General features: G+C 67.5%; 15 protein-coding genes. 9 read left to right on the top strand and 6 right to left on the bottom strand.

Annotated features, from left to right (window positions below):
• Nucleotides 1-12: 12 nt before the first annotated feature.
• Entirely contained in the window at nucleotides 13-3,897 is a 3,885-nt protein-coding gene (gene hrpA, locus MVF76_RS04045; RefSeq protein ID WP_297527511.1) for an ATP-dependent RNA helicase HrpA, read from the top strand.
• On the opposite strand, the gene cyaY is transcribed toward hrpA, so the two are convergent.
• Complete coding sequence (gene cyaY / locus MVF76_RS04050) at nucleotides 3,884-4,207, bottom strand: iron donor protein CyaY (RefSeq protein WP_297527512.1); 324 nt, start codon at nucleotides 4,205-4,207, stop codon at nucleotides 3,884-3,886. The two genes, hrpA and cyaY, sit on opposite strands and share 14 nt — an antisense overlap.
• Before the next feature lie 164 nt (nucleotides 4,208-4,371).
• Here cyaY and fabA point away from each other — a divergent pair, with 164 nt between their 5' ends.
• Nucleotides 4,372-4,905 (top strand): 3-hydroxyacyl-[acyl-carrier-protein] dehydratase FabA, encoded by a 534-nt coding sequence (gene fabA, locus MVF76_RS04055; RefSeq protein ID WP_297527513.1) that lies wholly within the window; start codon nucleotides 4,372-4,374, stop codon nucleotides 4,903-4,905.
• A 10-nt stretch (nucleotides 4,906-4,915) separates the two neighbouring features.
• Nucleotides 4,916-6,133: a beta-ketoacyl-ACP synthase I gene (gene fabB, locus MVF76_RS04060; protein WP_297527514.1), complete on the top strand. Its 1,218-nt coding sequence runs from the start codon at nucleotides 4,916-4,918 to the stop codon at nucleotides 6,131-6,133.
• Nucleotides 6,134-6,209: 76 nt separating this feature from the next.
• Here the strand turns inward: fabB and MVF76_RS04065 are convergent, their stop codons facing one another.
• Both MVF76_RS04065 and MVF76_RS04070 read right to left on the bottom strand, forming a co-directional pair.
• Entirely contained in the window at nucleotides 6,210-7,463 is a 1,254-nt protein-coding gene (locus MVF76_RS04065) for a GGDEF domain-containing response regulator (RefSeq protein WP_297527515.1), read from the bottom strand.
• 308 nt (nucleotides 7,464-7,771) lie between these two features.
• A complete protein-coding gene (locus MVF76_RS04070; RefSeq protein ID WP_297527516.1) occupies nucleotides 7,772-8,023 on the bottom strand; it encodes a metal-sulfur cluster assembly factor in 252 nt (83 codons plus the stop codon).
• A 126-nt stretch (nucleotides 8,024-8,149) separates the two neighbouring features.
• On the opposite strand from MVF76_RS04070, the gene MVF76_RS04075 reads away from it, so the two are divergent.
• Both MVF76_RS04075 and MVF76_RS04080 read left to right on the top strand, forming a co-directional pair.
• A complete protein-coding gene (locus tag MVF76_RS04075) occupies nucleotides 8,150-9,325 on the top strand; it encodes a hypothetical protein (RefSeq protein WP_297527517.1) in 1,176 nt (391 codons plus the stop codon).
• Between the two features lie 10 nt (nucleotides 9,326-9,335).
• Nucleotides 9,336-9,827, top strand: a complete 492-nt coding sequence (locus MVF76_RS04080; RefSeq protein WP_297527518.1) for a hypothetical protein — start codon at nucleotides 9,336-9,338, stop codon at nucleotides 9,825-9,827.
• Nucleotides 9,828-9,936: 109 nt separating this feature from the next.
• On the opposite strand, the gene MVF76_RS04085 is transcribed toward MVF76_RS04080, so the two are convergent.
• A complete protein-coding gene (locus MVF76_RS04085; RefSeq protein ID WP_297527519.1) occupies nucleotides 9,937-10,344 on the bottom strand; it encodes a hypothetical protein in 408 nt (135 codons plus the stop codon).
• 350 nt (nucleotides 10,345-10,694) lie between these two features.
• On the opposite strand from MVF76_RS04085, the gene MVF76_RS04090 reads away from it, so the two are divergent.
• A complete protein-coding gene (locus MVF76_RS04090) occupies nucleotides 10,695-12,041 on the top strand; it encodes a YihY/virulence factor BrkB family protein (RefSeq protein ID WP_297527520.1) in 1,347 nt (448 codons plus the stop codon).
• A gap of 50 nt (nucleotides 12,042-12,091) precedes the next feature.
• Here the strand turns inward: MVF76_RS04090 and MVF76_RS04095 are convergent, their stop codons facing one another.
• Nucleotides 12,092-12,628, bottom strand: a complete 537-nt coding sequence (locus tag MVF76_RS04095; RefSeq protein ID WP_297527521.1) for a hypothetical protein — start codon at nucleotides 12,626-12,628, stop codon at nucleotides 12,092-12,094.
• Nucleotides 12,629-12,793: 165 nt separating this feature from the next.
• Between MVF76_RS04095 and MVF76_RS04100 the strand changes: the two genes are divergently transcribed.
• Both MVF76_RS04100 and MVF76_RS04105 read left to right on the top strand, forming a co-directional pair.
• Nucleotides 12,794-13,333 (top strand): protein disulfide oxidoreductase, encoded by a 540-nt coding sequence (locus tag MVF76_RS04100; RefSeq protein ID WP_297527522.1) that lies wholly within the window; start codon nucleotides 12,794-12,796, stop codon nucleotides 13,331-13,333.
• A gap of 7 nt (nucleotides 13,334-13,340) precedes the next feature.
• A complete protein-coding gene (locus MVF76_RS04105) occupies nucleotides 13,341-13,523 on the top strand; it encodes a hypothetical protein (RefSeq protein ID WP_297527523.1) in 183 nt (60 codons plus the stop codon).
• 62 nt (nucleotides 13,524-13,585) lie between these two features.
• Here MVF76_RS04105 and typA read toward each other — a convergent pair whose 3' ends face one another.
• Nucleotides 13,586-15,403 carry a translational GTPase TypA gene (typA, locus tag MVF76_RS04110; RefSeq protein ID WP_297527524.1) on the bottom strand — a complete coding sequence of 606 codons (1,818 nt, stop codon included), beginning with the start codon at nucleotides 15,401-15,403 and terminating at the stop codon, nucleotides 13,586-13,588.
• A gap of 106 nt (nucleotides 15,404-15,509) precedes the next feature.
• Here typA and MVF76_RS04115 point away from each other — a divergent pair, with 106 nt between their 5' ends.
• Entirely contained in the window at nucleotides 15,510-15,926 is a 417-nt protein-coding gene (locus MVF76_RS04115; RefSeq protein WP_297527525.1) for a secondary thiamine-phosphate synthase enzyme YjbQ, read from the top strand.
• Nucleotides 15,927-16,072: the final 146 nt, after the last annotated feature.

A 16,072-nucleotide genomic window follows, 5' to 3' on the forward strand; every position in this document is an offset into this window, starting at 1 on the left:
CCGTTGCCGGGCATGGTCGTGGACGCGCTCGACGCCCTCGAACGGCAGCTCGATGAGTGTCGCACTGCCGATGTGGCACGACTGTCGCGGCGCCTGTCGGGCCTGAGGCGACGACTGGGCCGCGGCCAGCCGATCGATCGCGGCCTGACCGGGCTGGCGGCCGCGATCGAGGCCTCGCGCGCGGCACGCGCCGCGCGGCTGGCACGGCTGCCACGGCCCGACTATCCCGCCGGTCTGCCGGTGGTCGAACATCGTGTCGCCATCGCCGAGGCCATCGCCCGCCATCCCGTGGTGATCGTCTGCGGCGAGACCGGCTCCGGCAAGACCACCCAGTTGCCCAAGATCTGTCTCGAACTCGGGCGCGGTGCCGCCGGCCTCATCGGCCACACCCAGCCGCGACGCATCGCCGCCCGCAGCCTTGCCGCGCGCATCGCCGAGGAGCTGGGGGTGCCGCTCGGCGGGCCGGTGGGCTACAAGGTGCGCTTCTCCGACCGGGTGGGCACGGAGACGGCGGTCAAGGTGATGACCGACGGCATCCTGCTCGCCGAGACCCGCGGCGATCCCGATCTGCGCGCCTACGACACCCTGATCATCGACGAGGCCCACGAGCGCTCGCTCAACATCGATTTCCTGCTCGGCTACCTCCGGCGCCTGCTGCCGCGCCGCCCGGACTTGCGGGTGGTGATCACTTCGGCCACCATCGACACCGAGCGCTTCTCCCGCCATTTCGACGATGCGCCGGTGATCGAGGTCTCGGGCCGGGGCTACCCGGTGGAGATCCGCTATCGCCCGCTCAGGGGCGAGGACGAGGCGGCGCAGGATCGCGACCGCGAGCAGGCCCTGCTCGACGCCGTCGATGAACTGGCCGCCGAGGGGCCGGGCGACATGCTGGTGTTCCTCCCCGGCGAACGCGAGATCCGCGAGGCTGCGGAACTGTTGTGCAAGCATCATCCGCCGGAGACCGAGATCCTGCCGCTGTACGGCCGGCTGTCGGCGGCGCAGCAGAACCGGGTGTTCCAGACCCATGGCGGGCGGCGCATCGTGCTGGCCACCAATGTCGCCGAGACCTCGCTCACCGTGCCCGGCATCCGCTACGTGATCGACACCGGGCTGGCCCGCATCAGCCGCTACGCCTGGCGCAGCAAGGTGCAGCGGCTGCCCGTCGAGCCTGTGTCCCGGGCCTCGGCCGACCAGCGCGCCGGGCGTTGCGGCCGCACCGGCCCCGGCATCTGCATCCGCCTCTACGATGAGGCGGACTATCTGGCACGTCCGCGCTTCACCGACCCGGAGATCCTGCGCACCAACCTGGCCGCGGTCATCCTGCAGATGCTGGCGCTGCGGCTGGGCGAGGTGGACGACTTTCCGTTTCTCGACCGCCCCGATCCGCGCCACGTGCGCGCGGGCTTTCGCCTGTTGCAGGAACTGGGCGCGGTGGATGCGCGCCACCGTATCACCGAACTCGGCCAGCGGCTGGCGCGGTTGCCGGTCGATCCGCGGATCGGACGCATGCTGCTGGCCGCAGGGGAGGAAGGCAGTCTTCGCGAGGTACTGGTCATTGCCGCGGCCCTGTCGGTGCCCGATCCGCGGGAACGCCCGCTGGACAAGGCCCAGGCCGCCGACGAGCGCCACGCCCTGTTTGCCGACGAGCGTTCCGACTTTCTCGGTTTCGTGCGTCTGTGGACGGCCTACCGGGAGCAGCGGCGGCGGCTGTCCCGCAATCGCCTGCGCGACTGGTGCCGGCAGCACTTCCTGTCCGTGGTGCGCATGCGCGAATGGCACGACATCCATCAGCAACTGCTGGCGCTGGTGCACGACATGGGGCTGCGTCCCAACAGCGACGAAGCGAGCTACGAAGCGGTGCACCGGGCGCTGCTGGCCGGGCTGCTGGGCCAGGTTGCCTTCCGCAGCGATGCCAGCGAGTACACCGGCGCGCGCGACCTGCGCCTGCAGATGTTTCCGGGCTCGGTGCTGTTCCGTCGCCGGCCGAAGTGGATCCTGGCCGCCGAGCTGGTGGAAACCGGCCGGCGCTATGCACGCATCTGCGCCATGATAGAACCGCAGTGGGTGGAATCGCTGGCCGGCCCGTTGCTCAAGCGCCATCACGCCGATCCGCACTGGGAAAATCGCGGCGGCCGGGTGGTGGCGCTGGAACAGGTGAGCCTGTACGGGCTGGTGCTGGCGCGCAACCGGCGGGTGGACTACGGTCGCATCGACCCTGCCGCCGCGCGCGAGATCTTCATTCGCGAGGCGCTGGTTCGCGGCGATCTCGACAGCCGCTTGCCCTTCGTGGCCCACAACCGCGAGCTGCTGCGGGAGATCGAGGGCCTGGAGGCACGCTCGCGGCGGCGTGACGTGCTGGTGGACGAGGCGCTGCTGGCGCGCTGGTTCGACGAGCGCCTGCCGCAGGCGGTGCGCGACCGCCGCACGCTGGAACGCTGGTGGCGCAGGGCCGGGGAGGCCGAGCGGGCGCGGCTGTTCCTGGATCGCGACACCCTGATGCAGCACGGTGCGGCCGGCATCACCGAGACCCGGTTTCCGACCCGCTTCGCGACCGGCGGGCTGTCGCTGGCGTTGAGCTACCGCTTCGAGCCCGGCCACGCGGACGACGGCGTGACCCTGGAAATCCCGCTGGCCGCGCTGGGTCAGCTGCGTGCCGAGATCTTCGAATGGCTGGTGCCGGGGTTGATCGAGGACAAGGTCACGGCGCTGATCCGTGGACTGCCCAAGCCGCTGCGCCGGCATTTCGTGCCGGCGCCCGACTATGCCCGCGCCGCGCTGGAGGCGCTGCTGCCCGCGCAGGGCTCGCTGTTCGAGCGGCTGTCGCAACAGCTCGCGCGCATGACCGGTGTCGAGGTTCCGGCCGAGGCCTGGGCGGCAGTCGAGTTGCCGGCCCACCTGCGCATGAACTTCAGGCTGGTGGATGCCGATGGCGGCGTGCTGGCGCAGGGGCGGGATCTCGCGGCCCTGCAGCAGGCCTGGCAGGACCGCGCCAGCGCGGCCTTTTCCGGCCTGCCGGCATCGGGGCTGGAGCGCGCGGACGTCCAGGACTGGGACTTCGGAACGCTGCCGGAAGTCATCGAGCGCGAACAGGCGGGCTTGCGGCTGCGGGCCTGGCCGGCGCTGGTGCCGAGCGAGGATGGAAGCCGTATCGAGCTGCGCCTGCTCGATCGCGCCGAGGCCGCGCGTCGCGCCCACGGCGCGGGCGTGGCGGCCCTGTTCCGACGTCGTGCCGCGCGTGCCGTGCGTCACCTGGAACGCAATCTGCCGCGTATCGACCGCCTGTGCCTGGACTTCGCGCCCCTGGGGCGTTGCGAGCAGCTGCGCGCGGACCTGGTGGCGCGGGTGATCGAACTGGCGCTGCCGGAGGCGGCCGATATCCGCGATGCGGAGGCCTTCGAGGCCGCCCGCGCGCGGGCCGAGCCGGCGCTGATGGGGCTGGCGCAACGGCTGTGCGAGCCGCTGGCCGATGTGCTGGCCCGGCATCGCGCCCTGGGACGGCAGCTCAAGGGCAGCCTCCCGCCGGCCTGGCTGGCGGCAGTGTCCGACATCCGGGATCAGCTGCAATGGCTGGTGCAGCCGCGGCTGGCGCGCGACCTGCCCGTGGAAATCATCGAGTCGCTGCCCCGCTGGCTGGCCGCGGTGGAGCGGCGTCTGCAGCGGCTGGCGCAGGATCCGGCGCGGGATCGCCGCGACATGGCCGCGGTCGAGCCCTGGTGGGCGCGGGCGCGAGAACGCCTGGCGCGCGATCCGCACGCCCTCGAGGACGCGGACTTCGCGCGCTATCGCTGGTTGGTGGAGGAGTACCGGGTATCGCTGTTCGCGCAGGAACTGGGGACGCGCGAGAAGGTATCGCCCCAGCGGCTGGAGCGGGCCTGGCGGGCGCTCAGCCCAGCCTGACGGGTATGCCCAGCTTGCCGCTCAGCGCCTCCTCGAGCGTCGCGAGCAGGGGCCTGCCGGTGCGATCGTCGCGCCATTCGCCATCGGCTTCGGACCAGGCGAAGTGCGCGGGTCCCAGCGGCGAGGCCACCCAGATCTGTTCCAGCGACTCCTGGCGATTGACGATGATCTGGCTGCCGTCCTCGAGTTCGAGGGTGAGCACGCCGTCGACGATGTCCATGTCGGCGTCCTCCAGCGCCTCGCAGGCCTCGAAGCGGTCGAGCAGGTCCTCGAGGGTCTCGCTGGCACGTACGGCGAAGGATTTGCTCATGGACGTGAATCCGGATTCCTGACAGGCGGACTGCGGATAATGGGCGAGGGTGCCCGGCAAATCAAGCCGGGCTCGCCGCGCTTCATGCCTCCCGGCGGCTGGGCTACAATACCGGCCGCATTATTCCGGTGCCACCGGCACGCCAGACAGAGATCCCGAGTTTCATGACCCAGTCCCCCGCCGAGATCCGGCCGGATCACTACGATTACGACGACCTCATTGCCTGTGGCCACGGCCAGCTGTTCGGGCCGGGCAATGCCCAGTTGCCGCTGCCGCCGATGCTCATGTTCGACCGCATCACCCACATCAGCGAGCAGGGCGGTGCCCACGGCAAGGGCCAGATCCGGGCCGAACTCGACATCCGCCCCGATCTCTGGTTTTTCGACTGTCACTTCGAGGGCGATCCGGTCATGCCCGGCTGCCTGGGGCTGGATGCCATGTGGCAGCTTATTGGCTTCTTCCTGGGCTGGGCCGGTGGTCCGGGGCGCGGCCGCGCCCTGGGCGCGGGCGAGGTCAAGTTCACCGGCCAGGTGACGCCGGCGAACAGCAGGGTCACTTACGAAGTCGACATGAAGCGGGTGGTGAAGCGCAAGCTGTTCATGGGCATCGCCGACGCCCGCATGCTGGTCGATGGCCGCGAGATCTACACGGCAAAGGATCTCCGGGTCGGCCTGTTCACTTCCACCGAAGGCTTCTGAGGCAGTCCTCATGCGCAGGGTCGTGATTACCGGTCTCGGCATCGTCTCTTCCATCGGCAACGACCGTGCTACGGTCGTGGACAGTCTGCGCGCGGGGCGTTCCGGCGTGCGTTTCAGCGAGGCGTATCGCGAGCTGGGTTTCCGCAGCCAGGTTCATGCCCCGCTGGAGGTCGACATAGAGGGGCAGATCGATCGCAAGCTGCGCCGCTTCATGGGCGATGCCGCGGCCTATGCCTGGCTGGCCATGCGCGATGCCATCAACGATGCCGGCCTGTCGCCGGAGGATGTCTCCAGTCCGCGCACCGGCCTGATCGTCGGCTCCGGCGGTGCCTCCACCGCCAGCGTGGTCGAGGCCGCCGACACCCTGCGCAGCCGCGGTGTGAAGCGCATCGGACCCTACGGCGTCACCAAGACCATGTCGTCGACCACCTCGGCCATTCTGGGGACCGCGTTCGGCATCAAGGGCGTGGGCTACTCCATCAGCTCGGCCTGTTCCACCAGCGCGCATTGCATCGGGCATGCCGCCGAGCTGATCCAGATGGGCAAGCAGGACATCGTGTTCGCGGGCGGCGGCGAGGAACTGCACTGGTCCATGAGTTGCCTGTTTGACGCCATGGGCGCCCTGTCCTCGAAGTACAACGAGACACCGGAGAAGGCCTCGCGGCCCTACGATGCCGACCGTGATGGCTTCGTCATCTCCGGTGGCGGTGGCGTGGTGGTGGTGGAGGAACTCACCCGTGCACTGGCGCGCGGTGCGCCCATCTACGCCGAGCTGGTCGGTTATGGCGCGACCTCGGATGGCTACGACATGGTCGCCCCCTCCGGAGAAGGTGCGGTGCGCTGCATGCAGCAGGCGCTGGCCACGGTCGAGGGACCGATCGACTACATCAATGCCCACGGTACCAGCACGCCGGTCGGCGACACCAGGGAACTTGAAGCGGTGCGCGAGGTATTCGGTGACGAGGTGCCGGTGATCGCCTCGACCAAATCGCTCACCGGACATGCCCTGGGCGCCGCCGGCGTGCACGAGGCCATCTATTCGCTGCTGATGATGCAGGAAGGCTTCATCGCCGCCAGTGCCAACATCGAGAACCTGGACCCGAAGGCCGAGGGGCTGCCCATTGCGCGGGAGAGGGTCGAGCCGGCCGAGCTCACCCAGGTGATGTCCAACAGTTTCGGCTTCGGTGGTGCCAACGCCACCCTCGTGTTCCGGAAGTACACCGGCTGAGCGCCGCCCGCGCGGATGCATTGCCCCCTGCCTTGGTGCGCGGGCGAGGACGACAGTATGCCGGACCAGGGGCGGGTCAGGAACGACCGGTTGCAGCGGGCGTCGCGTTTTCCACTGTCTCGGATGCCTGCTGCCTGTGCTGCCACAGCGTCAGCAGCGGCTGCAGTTCGTCAATCAGCGAATCCAGGTGTGGCGCCAGCGCGTCGGCCCGGCCCTCGGCGATCAGTCGCAGTGCCTCCTCGATGGAAGGCCGCGGGATGGGTGCCTCGGCAGGCGCCGGTTCCGCTGCCGGCGGGACGCCTGCCCGCGTTTCGATGGGCGGGTGTTCCTCGGCGGCGGGCGCCTCGGCCTCGGTGGTGGCCTGGGCGGTGGTGGCCACCGGACGCTGGTCGTAGACCACCCGGTTGCCGCCGGCCTTCGCTGCCCTTCCCAGCAGACGCTGTCCTTCCTCGAGCAGTCCCTCGAAACGGGTCTCGCGGTTGATGATGGGCGTGAGCACGGCGGCGCTGGCCGTCAGGCGCAGGGTCTCGCCCCCGATCCTGAAGGCGCGGGAGGCGATCTGCTGGCAGATGCGGGCGGCCAGCTTGCGTGCCCCCACCGGGTTGGCCGAGGGCAGCAGCAGGCCGAAACGGGCCAGACCGACCCGGCCGCCGGTGTCCTCGCGACGCACCGCATCCTTCACGATCTGGGCGAAGATCTTCAGTATGGCCTCGCCGGCGGGGCGCCCGTACTTGATGAAGGCCTTGTCGAAGTTGTCGACGTCGATCAGCAGCAGCGCCAGGTCCGAGCGGTGGCGGATGGCGTAGGCCAGGTCCTGGTGGCCGCGCTCGGTGAAGGCCCGCTGGTTGACCAGGCCGGTGATCTTGTCGATGGTGGGTTCCGCGGCGATGGCGGTCCGGGTCTGTTCCAGCTTCGTTTCCGTCTCCGCCAGCCTGATGTGCGAGCGGGTGTGGGCGAGCAGTTGTACCGAATCGAAGGGCTTGCTGAGGAAATCGGAGGCCCCGGCGGCGAAGGCCCGCGACTTGGCGTCCTCGTCGTCCTCGGCCCCGGTGACGATGATCACCGGCATGTTGGCGATGTGCGCGACATCGCTTTCGCGCATGCGCCGCATCAGGCCCATGCCGTCCAGGTAGGGCATGGACAGGTCGGAAATCACCAGCGCAATGTCGTCGTTGGCGGTGAGCTGTTCCCAGGCGGATTCGCCATCCCCGGCCTCGAGGACGTCGAATTCCTTGCTCAGAATCTTTTTGGCGGCGATACGGATGACGCGGGAGTCGTCCACGACGAGGACGCGCGGCCTGTCCGCCACTTCGCTGGCCTGCTCCGACATGGGGGAGCGCTCCTTGACTCAGGGTGTCCAGCAGGGGAATCGGCGCCGCAGTGACATTCTTTAACCCGCCTATTGCGCCAGGGGCTGAAAATCCGCCAGGGCCGCCGCAGGAAGCGGGCGGGCGCAAATCGTACTCCGGGCCATGGGCAACAAACCCAGTTCATTGCCTGCCAGGACAACAAGTGTTGCCTGCCGCCCGCTTCCGCCCTGCTGGGAGATGCGGGTTAACCCGAAAGCACATCGGCGCGGCTGTCCGGCTGGTCCGCGATATCGGGGAGGTTTCCTTTTTGCAACAGCTGGTTGGTGGCTCAGGCGTCGCCGGTGCAGGGGCGGTTGATGGAAACCTCTTCGACCCCGTCCAACGCCAGCAAGGCATCGCGGATGCTGGCCTCGATCTGGGCCGCGAAGGGGCAGTGCGGGGTGGTAAGCTGGACTTCCACGTGGACCCGGCCGTCGTCCACGTCCACCTCGCGGATCAGCCCCAGTTCGACCAGGCTGTGGGCGAGTTCCGGGTCCTGTACGCGGTCGAGTGCGGCGTAGACCTCGGTTTCGGTGACCATCGGTCCTTCTCCCTGTGTTCGCTTCCCCGTGTCCGAACATATTATTAACCCGGCGACCAAATATGTCGTGGCTTCGGCTGGGGTACACTTGGGCATCCCGTCGTTGCGACCCTTCATGGAGAGTTCATGCTTGAATCCGATCAGCGCCGCCGCCTGCTCGAACTGCTGCGCATCCCCACGGCTCCCTTCCGCGAACAGCGGGTGCGTGCCTGGGCCGAGGCCTGTCTCGATGACTGGCGTATCCCGCATTTTCGCGATCCTCACGGCAACCTGCTGGTGGGCGTGGCCAGCCGCGGTGACTATCGCCAGCTGCTGGCGGCTCGCAGCCGCGAGCCGGTGCGCCTCTACATCGCGCACATGGATCATCCGGGCTTCCACGGTGTGCGCTGGCTGGACGATACCCGTCTCGCGGTGCGTTGGCTGGGCGGCAGCCCGACCCGCTACCTCTCCGGTGCCGCGGTCTGGCTGTGCGACGCGGAGGGCGAGCGGATTCCGGGGCGGCTGTACCGGCCAGTGACCCATCCGCAGGGCTACGGCATCACTGCCGCCGAAGTGCGTGTGCATCGTCGGGATCGCGCCCGCCTGCCGCGTGCGGCATCGCGGGTGTTCGGGGGCTGGGCCTTCCGGGCGCCGGCCTGGCGCAGCGGCCGACGCATCCATGCCTGTGCCGTGGATGATCTGGCGGGCGTGTTCGCCATTCTGGAGACGGCGCGGACACAGTTCGCGAGCCGTCGGCGTCCGCCTTTCATCGGCCTGCTGACCCGCGCCGAGGAGGTCGGATTCGTGGGTGCGATCGCCCATTTGCAGCTCGGCTGGTGGCGCGCGGCGCGCCAGCGGCCGCTGGTGTGCGTCAGCCTGGAGGCCTCCCGGACCCTGCCGGGCGCCGAGATCGGCAAGGGGCCGGTGGTGCGGCTGGGCGATCGCCGCAGCCTGTTCGATCCAGGCGGCATGCATCTGCTGTCACAGCTCGCGGAGCAGGAACTGCCGGGTCGTCATCAGCGCCGCATCATGGATGGCGGCAGCTGCGAGGCAACGGCGACCACGGCCTTCGGGCTGCGCACGCTGGGCCTGACGGTGCCGCTGGGCAACTATCACAACGAGGGCTACGAGGGCGGCCCAGACTGTCGGCGGCCGCGCGGACCGGCGCCCGAGTTCGTGCACGAGGGTGATGTGGCCGGCATGCTCGCCCTGTGCGAGGCGTTGATGGCACCGCGTCTGCCCTGGCACGATCCCTGGCGCACGCTGCGGGAGCGCCTGATCGGCAACCGCGAGCGTCATGCGCGGCTGCTGCTGACGGACTGAGGAGGGCATCATGAAGCGCGCATCGATGGTGGTGGTGACAATGCTGCTGGTGGCGGGCTGTACGCTGCCGCAACCGCAGGGGAGCGACGTGGCCTGGATTGCGGCGGGCGATCGCATTCGTCTGCTACAGCCGGTCGCCTTTCCGGCGAACGAGTCGCGCGTCCACCTGCAGGGCAAGGGTGTGGTATCGGCGCGGGATGTGACGGTGTGGGAGCCGGTCTGTTCGTTGCAACTGGACCATGCCTTTGCCGAGGGCAAGATCTTGCCGGCGCAGGTGTTCAATGTTGCGTCAGTACAACGTCTGGAAGAGGACGGCAGCTGGGAGCGTGGGGTGATCAACTACGTGACCCGCATCCTGTTCACGCCCGACGCGCTGCCCCTGCGTGCGCTCGAATGTGAGGTCTGGGCATTCGGCTACGATCCTTCACAGCATGTCGATGCGGCTGCCTTCGAGCGCGCAACGCTGGGTGTGCTGTTGCTTGAACGCGCGCGCCATCGCTGATGCCGGCGGCCTCCTCCGGCGCCGCCTCCTTTCTTGTAACTTATTGTACAAACAAATAAAAAAGGCCCGCCGAGGCGGGCCTTCAAGGCCGTTGCAGGCGCCCTTGCCGTTACCGGCGGGCGCGCTTTTTGGTCGCACGCTTTTTGGTAGCGCGCTTCTTGGTGGCCTTCTTCTTTGCAGTCTTCTTTCGGGTAGCCTTCTTCTTCGCGGCCTTCTTCTTGGCCGGACGCTTCTTGGCGGCCTTCTTCTTGGCAGTGCGCTTCTTTGCTGCCTTCTTCTTCGCTACCTTCTTCTTGGCGGTGCGCTTCTTGGCGGCCTTCTTCTTCGCGGCCTTCTTCTTGGCCGGACGCTTCTTGGCTGCCTTCTTCTTTGCTACCCGCTTCTTGGTAGCGCGCTTTTTGGTGGCCGTCTTCTTGCGAGTGGCGACCTTCTTCTTCGCGGTTGCCTTCTTCCGAGTGGCGGTCTTTTTACGGGCCGCCGTCTTCTTCCGTGTACTGGTTTTCTTCTTCACTGCCATGAGGAAACCCTCCTGTTCAATGGTTCGCGCAACTTAACGGCATTTGATTATAGAAACTTTAACGAAAAATAAAAGATTAGAATCGAAAAATAATGTCGCGCTCGATCAATTCAACATAACACCGAACAACTTCTGCGTGCCCGCGATGATCCTCGCGTTGCCGTGTGCATGCGCCGAGACGCGTCCGCATCACCGTGTGTGCGAGCGCTGTGGAGGTGTAAAAAAACCTGTCATCGCAGGCCATGCAAGTCTTGCAGTACAAGTCGGGCCGAAGACAGCAGTTGCGCTTTTCGTGCGCGCAGGCGCTGCAATGGATATAGTTGCGGCAATCCGAAACAGAGATCCGAGGCATGGCCAACCCGCTTTCGAACCTGATCGAATCGGCACAGACCCTGATCTGGAAAGACGATCTGCGCCAGCTTTCTCCGCCCCGGCGACTGCTGATGCAGACACTGCGGGTGCTCTACGTGCTGTTGCGCGACCTGTTGGCCGGCGAACTCAACCTGCGGGCGATGAGCCTGGTCTACACCACCCTGCTGTCGCTGGTGCCGCTGCTGGCGCTGAGTTTCTCGGTGCTGAAGGGCTTCGGGGTGCACAACCAGATTCAGCCCCTGCTGTACCGTTTTCTGGAGCCGCTGGGTCCCAAGGGTGTGGAGCTGGCCGGCCTCGTGGTCAATTTCGTGGAAAACGTGAAGGTCGGGGTGCTGGGTGCCCTGGGCCTGATCTTTCTCATCTACACCGTGCTGTCGCTGCTGCAGAAGATCGAGTCGGCCTTCAACTATGTCTGGCGGGTGGAGCGGCTGCGCAGTTTTGGCCAACGCTTCTCCAGCTACCTGAGCGTCGTGCTGATCGGTCCGGTGCTGGTATTCGCCTCGGCCGGCATGACCGCCACGGTGATGAACCACGAGCTGGTGCGGGCGCTGGCGGAGGTCGAGCCCTTCGGGACCCTGCTGCTCGCGGCCTCGAAGCTGGTGCCCTATCTGCTGGTGGCGCTGGCTTTCACTGTGGTCTACATCTTCATCCCCAATACCCGGGTGCGGGTCGGGCCGGCCGGGATCGGCGGTCTGGTGGCGGGTTTCCTCTGGCATACCGCCTTCTGGGCCTTTGCCGCCTTCATCGCCTCGTCCACCAAGTACACCGCCATCTATTCCGGCTTCGCCATACTGGTGCTGCTGCTGATCTGGCTGTACGTGAACTGGCTGGTGCTGCTGCTGGGCTCGCAGATCGCCTTTTATGTCCAGCATCCGCAATACGTCACCCAGCACCGTGTGCGGCTGGTGTTGAGCAACCGGCTCAAGGAACAGCTGGCACTGGCGGTGATGTACGAAGTGGGGCGCAATCACCACCTGTCGCGTGCTCCCTGGACGCTGGAGGCATTGACCGAGCACTTGCGGGTGCCCGCGGAACCCCTGGCGCGACTGCTGGCGACGCTGCAGGCCACCGGGTATCTCGCGGAGACGGCCGACGAGCCGCCGGCCTATCTGCCGGCCCGTGACATCGCCACCGTGACCCTGTATGAACTGCTGAGCGACGTGCGCCGCGCCGACGAGTCACGCTTCGTGCGGCCCGACCGCATGCTGCGGCTGGTGCCGGTGGAGTCGGTGATGGACCGGCTGGATGCGAGCTGGCGCGAATCGCTGGATGGGCTGACGCTCGGGGAACTGGTGCGGCAGGGCGAGGGCACAGAGGATGGCTGACCACTGACAGGCAAGGGCGCCACCAATTCCGCCCTGGTGCAATATGCGGGCTAGCCGCGCGGTGCGGCGGGTGCCTGTTCGGCGTAGCGGTAGGGGCTGATCCGGGTGATGGCCACGCCGCGATGGTACATGGCGATGGGGGCCGGTGTCTGGAGCATCATCCAGTCGGGCAGGTGCCGGCTCAGGGTGCGGTAGTAGGTGGCGGCGTCGGCCTGTGAGCACGCCGGCAGTTCCGGGTTCCAGTCGATGCGATAGTGCCAGGCACGGAAGCCGCCCAGCAGTGCAGGTGCGGTGTCCGGATCGGGTGCGCGCACCTCGCTGACATCGCCGGTGAACACCCAGGTGCCGCCGCAGAGTTCGGCCTCGGTGCGGCGCTTGGCCTCGCCCAGTGCCACGTGGGCCATGGCGCGCGCCACCGCCGGCGTTTCCGCCTGCTCGCGCGGCACCCAGGCAAGCACCTGGTTGCGACCCAGCTCCACCGCGGGCAGACTGCCCTCGGCCTGCGCACCGGGGCCCTGGCTGGCGCAACCGCCGAGCAGCCCGGCAAGGGCGAGGCAGATCAGCAATGGACGGGTGCGGTCGGGCATGGTGGTCGACGGATTCCGTTGTGGCCTGGTGATCAGGTTAGCGACCTTCGGGCCGCGGCGTTGTGAACATGTGTCACATTCCCGACACGGCAGGTCGCGACCACGGGCAAACTGTGACAGGGTTGGCGCCGGGCACATGAACGGCGTCTCGCAGGCGGGAGTGCAATGGCAGGGAAATCGGATTCGAACCGGCAGCGGGGTGCGCCGCAGCGCCTCGGCCGTGCCGCCTGGCAGGCCGGACTGGTGGTGCTGGTGCTCTATGCCCTGCACCTCTACCAGGTGCGGGACACGGTGGAAGGCCCGGCGCCGGCATTCGCCGGGGTCGATCTGGACGGCAGGTCACTGTCGCTCGCCGAACACGCGGGGCGGCCGGTGCTGGTGCACTTCTGGGCGACCTGGTGTCCGGTCTGTCGTGCCGAGGCCGGCAACATCAGTGATCTCGCCGAGGATCATGCGGTGATCACCATCGCCCTCGAGGACACGCCGCCGGCGCAATTCAAGCGCTTCCTCGCCGAGCGCGAACTCGCCTATCCGGTGATTCGCGACCCGGAGGGCGAGTTGGCCGCGCGCTATGGGGTGCGCGGGGTGCCGGCGAGTTTTGTCGTGGACGCTGATGGGAACATCCGTTTCACCACCATCGGTTACACCACCGAGGCGGGGTTGCGTCTGCGCATGTGGTGGGCGGAGCGGCAGCGTGACGGGTAACGAGCGCGTGGATCGCACGATTGACGTCATCTGCCACCAGGGCTGCCGGGCGGTGTGGGGCTTCATCGATGCGCTGGAGGCGGGAACGCTGCGCCCGGAATACGCGCATCTGGATGCGGCGGAGCGGGCGCTGCTGCTGGCCGAGCTGCACGACATCATGCAGGTCTACGGAGATCGTTGCGATCTTTAGCCCGCATCCTGCCGCGGCCCTGGTGCAATATGCGGGTTAGATCTCCCCAGGCGCAGCATGCTTCAGGAGGCCGCGCGCGCGGCCTTCTTGCGCTCGTGTTCCTTGAGCAGCTTCTTGCGCAGGCGGATGCTGTGCGGCGTGACCTCCACCAGCTCATCGTCGTCGATGAACTCCAGCGCCTGCTCCAGGCTCATGCGGATGGGCGGGGTGAGCAGGATGTTTTCGTCCGAGCCGGCGGCGCGGATGTTGGTGAGCTGCTTGGCCTTGAGCGGGTTGACCACCAGGTCATTGTCGCGGGAATGGATACCGATGATCATGCCCTCGTAGACCTCGGTGCCCGGCTCGATGAACAGCCGGCCGCGCTCCTGCAGGTTGAACAGGGCGTAGCCCAGCGCCTTGCCCGCGCCGTTGGAGATCATGACGCCGTTGATGCGCTGTCCGTAGTTGCCCGGCTTGACCGGGCCATAGTGGTCGAACACCGAATACAGCAGGCCGGTGCCCTGGGTGGCGGTGAGGAACTCGGTGCGGAAGCCGATCAGGCCGCGGGAGGGAATGATGTAGTCCAGGCGCACCCGGCCCTTGCCGTCGGGCGCCATGTCCTTCAGTTCGCCGCCGCGGGTGCCCAGCCGTTCCATGACCGTGCCCTGGTGCTGTTCCTCGACGTCGACGGTGAGTTGTTCGTAGGGCTCGCGGCGTTCGCCGTCGATCTCGCGCACGATGACCTCGGGACGCGACACGCCCAGCTCGTAGCCCTCGCGGCGCATGTTCTCGATCAGGATGGACAGGTGCAGTTCGCCGCGGCCCGACACCCGGAACTTGTCCGGGTCCTCGGTGTTCTCCACCCGCAAGGCGACGTTGTGTACCAGCTCGCGGTCGAGGCGCTCACGGATCTGGCGCGAGGTGATGAACTTGCCGTCCTTGCCGGCGAAGGGCGAGTTGTTGACCTGGAAGGTCATGCTGACCGTGGGCTCGTCCACCGTCAGCGGCGGCAGCATCTCCGGGTGCGCCGGATCGCACAGGGTATCCGAGATGTTCAGGCCGTCGATGCCGGTGAAGGCGACGATGTCGCCGGCCTGCGCCTCGTCCACCTCCACCCGCTCCAGGCCCAGGAAGCCCAGCAGCTGCAGGATGCGCCCGGAGCGCTTGCTGCCGTCGCGGGCGAGCAGGGTCACCGGGGTGTTGGGCTTCACCCGGCCGCGGCTGATGCGGCCGATGCCGATCACGCCGACGTAGCTGTTGTAGTCCAGCGAGCTGACCTGCATCTGGAAGGGGCCGTCCGGGTCCACGGCCGGTGGCGGTACCTTATTGATGATGGTCTCGACCAGCGGCTGCATGTCGCCGTCGCGGGCATCGGCGTCGAGGCTGGCGTAGCCGTTCAGGCCGGAGGCATAAACCACCGGGAAATCGAGCTGTTCGTCCGTCGCGCCGAGGCGGTCGAAGAGATCGAAGGTCTGGTCCAGCACCCAGTCCGGGCGGGCCCCGGGACGGTCGATCTTGTTGATGACCACGATCGGCCTCAGCCCGCGCTCCAGCGACTTCTGGGTCACGAAGCGGGTCTGGGGCATGGGACCCTCGACCGCGTCCACCAGCAGCAACACCGAATCCACCATCGACAGCACCCGCTCCACCTCGCCGCCGAAGTCGGCGTGGCCGGGGGTGTCGACAATGTTGATGCGGTAATCGTCCCAGCGGATGGCCGTGTTCTTGGACAGGATGGTGATCCCGCGCTCGCGCTCCAGGTCGTTGGAGTCCATCACCCGTTCCGGCACCGCGGCCCGGTCGCCCAGCGTGCCCGATTGCGCAAGCAGCTGATCGACGAGGGTGGTTTTCCCATGGTCGACATGGGCGATGATGGCGATGTTGCGAAGGTTCTGGATCACGACGAATTCCCGGCGGGTAAAAGGCGAGCGATTATACAGTAGAATCGGCGACCGCGACGGCCGGCGTCGCCGGCCACTGCCAAGCCCTTGATTCGGGACAATCGGAATGGTGATTCAGGAAACGTTCGAGGTGGCCACCCGCGGCCGCGGTACCCACGATCTCACCCGCGAGATCCAGCAGCGGGTTGCCGCCAGCGGCATCCGCACCGGCATCGCTCAGCTGTTCGTGCACCACACCAGCGCCTCGCTGATGCTGTGCGAGAACGCCGATCCGGACGTGCGCGCCGATCTCGAACGCTTCATGTCACGGCTGGTGCCGGACGGTGACCCCCTGTTCGCGCACGATGCCGAAGGCCCCGACGACATGCCCGCCCATGTGCGCACCCTGCTGACCGACAGCAGCCTCTCCCTGCCCATCAGCGGCGGGCGCTGTGCGCTCGGCACCTGGCAGGGGATCTATCTCTGGGAACATCGCACCCGCGGTCACCGCAGGCGGCTGACGCTGACCCTGATCGGGGAATAGCCCGCATATTGCACCAGGCCGGAAGCGGGCGGGAGCCAACTTGTTGTCCTGGTACGTAATGAACCGGATTTTTTGCCCATGGCCCGGAGTACGATTTGTGCCCGCCCGCGTCCTGCTGCGGCCCTGGCGGATTTTCGCTCGGCCTC

The organism is Thiohalobacter sp., from assembly GCF_027000115.1.
Taxonomy (GTDB): domain Bacteria; phylum Pseudomonadota; class Gammaproteobacteria; order Thiohalobacterales; family Thiohalobacteraceae; genus JALTON01.

Excerpts from the sequence above, each read along its gene's own strand:
- hrpA (WP_297527511.1), top strand. The coding sequence starts at position 13 with ATGGTCGTGGACGCGCTCGACGCCCTCGAACGGCAGCTCGATGAGTGT.
- cyaY (WP_297527512.1), bottom strand. The coding sequence starts at position 4,207 with ATGAGCAAATCCTTCGCCGTACGTGCCAGCGAGACCCTCGAGGACCTG.
- fabA (WP_297527513.1), top strand. The coding sequence starts at position 4,372 with ATGACCCAGTCCCCCGCCGAGATCCGGCCGGATCACTACGATTACGAC.
- fabB (WP_297527514.1), top strand. The coding sequence starts at position 4,916 with ATGCGCAGGGTCGTGATTACCGGTCTCGGCATCGTCTCTTCCATCGGC.
- MVF76_RS04065 (WP_297527515.1), bottom strand. The coding sequence starts at position 7,463 with ATGTCGGAGCAGGCCAGCGAAGTGGCGGACAGGCCGCGCGTCCTCGTC.
- MVF76_RS04070 (WP_297527516.1), bottom strand. The coding sequence starts at position 8,023 with ATGGTCACCGAAACCGAGGTCTACGCCGCACTCGACCGCGTACAGGAC.
- MVF76_RS04075 (WP_297527517.1), top strand. The coding sequence starts at position 8,150 with ATGCTTGAATCCGATCAGCGCCGCCGCCTGCTCGAACTGCTGCGCATC.
- MVF76_RS04080 (WP_297527518.1), top strand. The coding sequence starts at position 9,336 with ATGAAGCGCGCATCGATGGTGGTGGTGACAATGCTGCTGGTGGCGGGC.
- MVF76_RS04085 (WP_297527519.1), bottom strand. The coding sequence starts at position 10,344 with ATGGCAGTGAAGAAGAAAACCAGTACACGGAAGAAGACGGCGGCCCGT.
- MVF76_RS04090 (WP_297527520.1), top strand. The coding sequence starts at position 10,695 with ATGGCCAACCCGCTTTCGAACCTGATCGAATCGGCACAGACCCTGATC.
- MVF76_RS04095 (WP_297527521.1), bottom strand. The coding sequence starts at position 12,628 with ATGCCCGACCGCACCCGTCCATTGCTGATCTGCCTCGCCCTTGCCGGG.
- MVF76_RS04100 (WP_297527522.1), top strand. The coding sequence starts at position 12,794 with ATGGCAGGGAAATCGGATTCGAACCGGCAGCGGGGTGCGCCGCAGCGC.
- MVF76_RS04115 (WP_297527525.1), top strand. The coding sequence starts at position 15,510 with ATGGTGATTCAGGAAACGTTCGAGGTGGCCACCCGCGGCCGCGGTACC.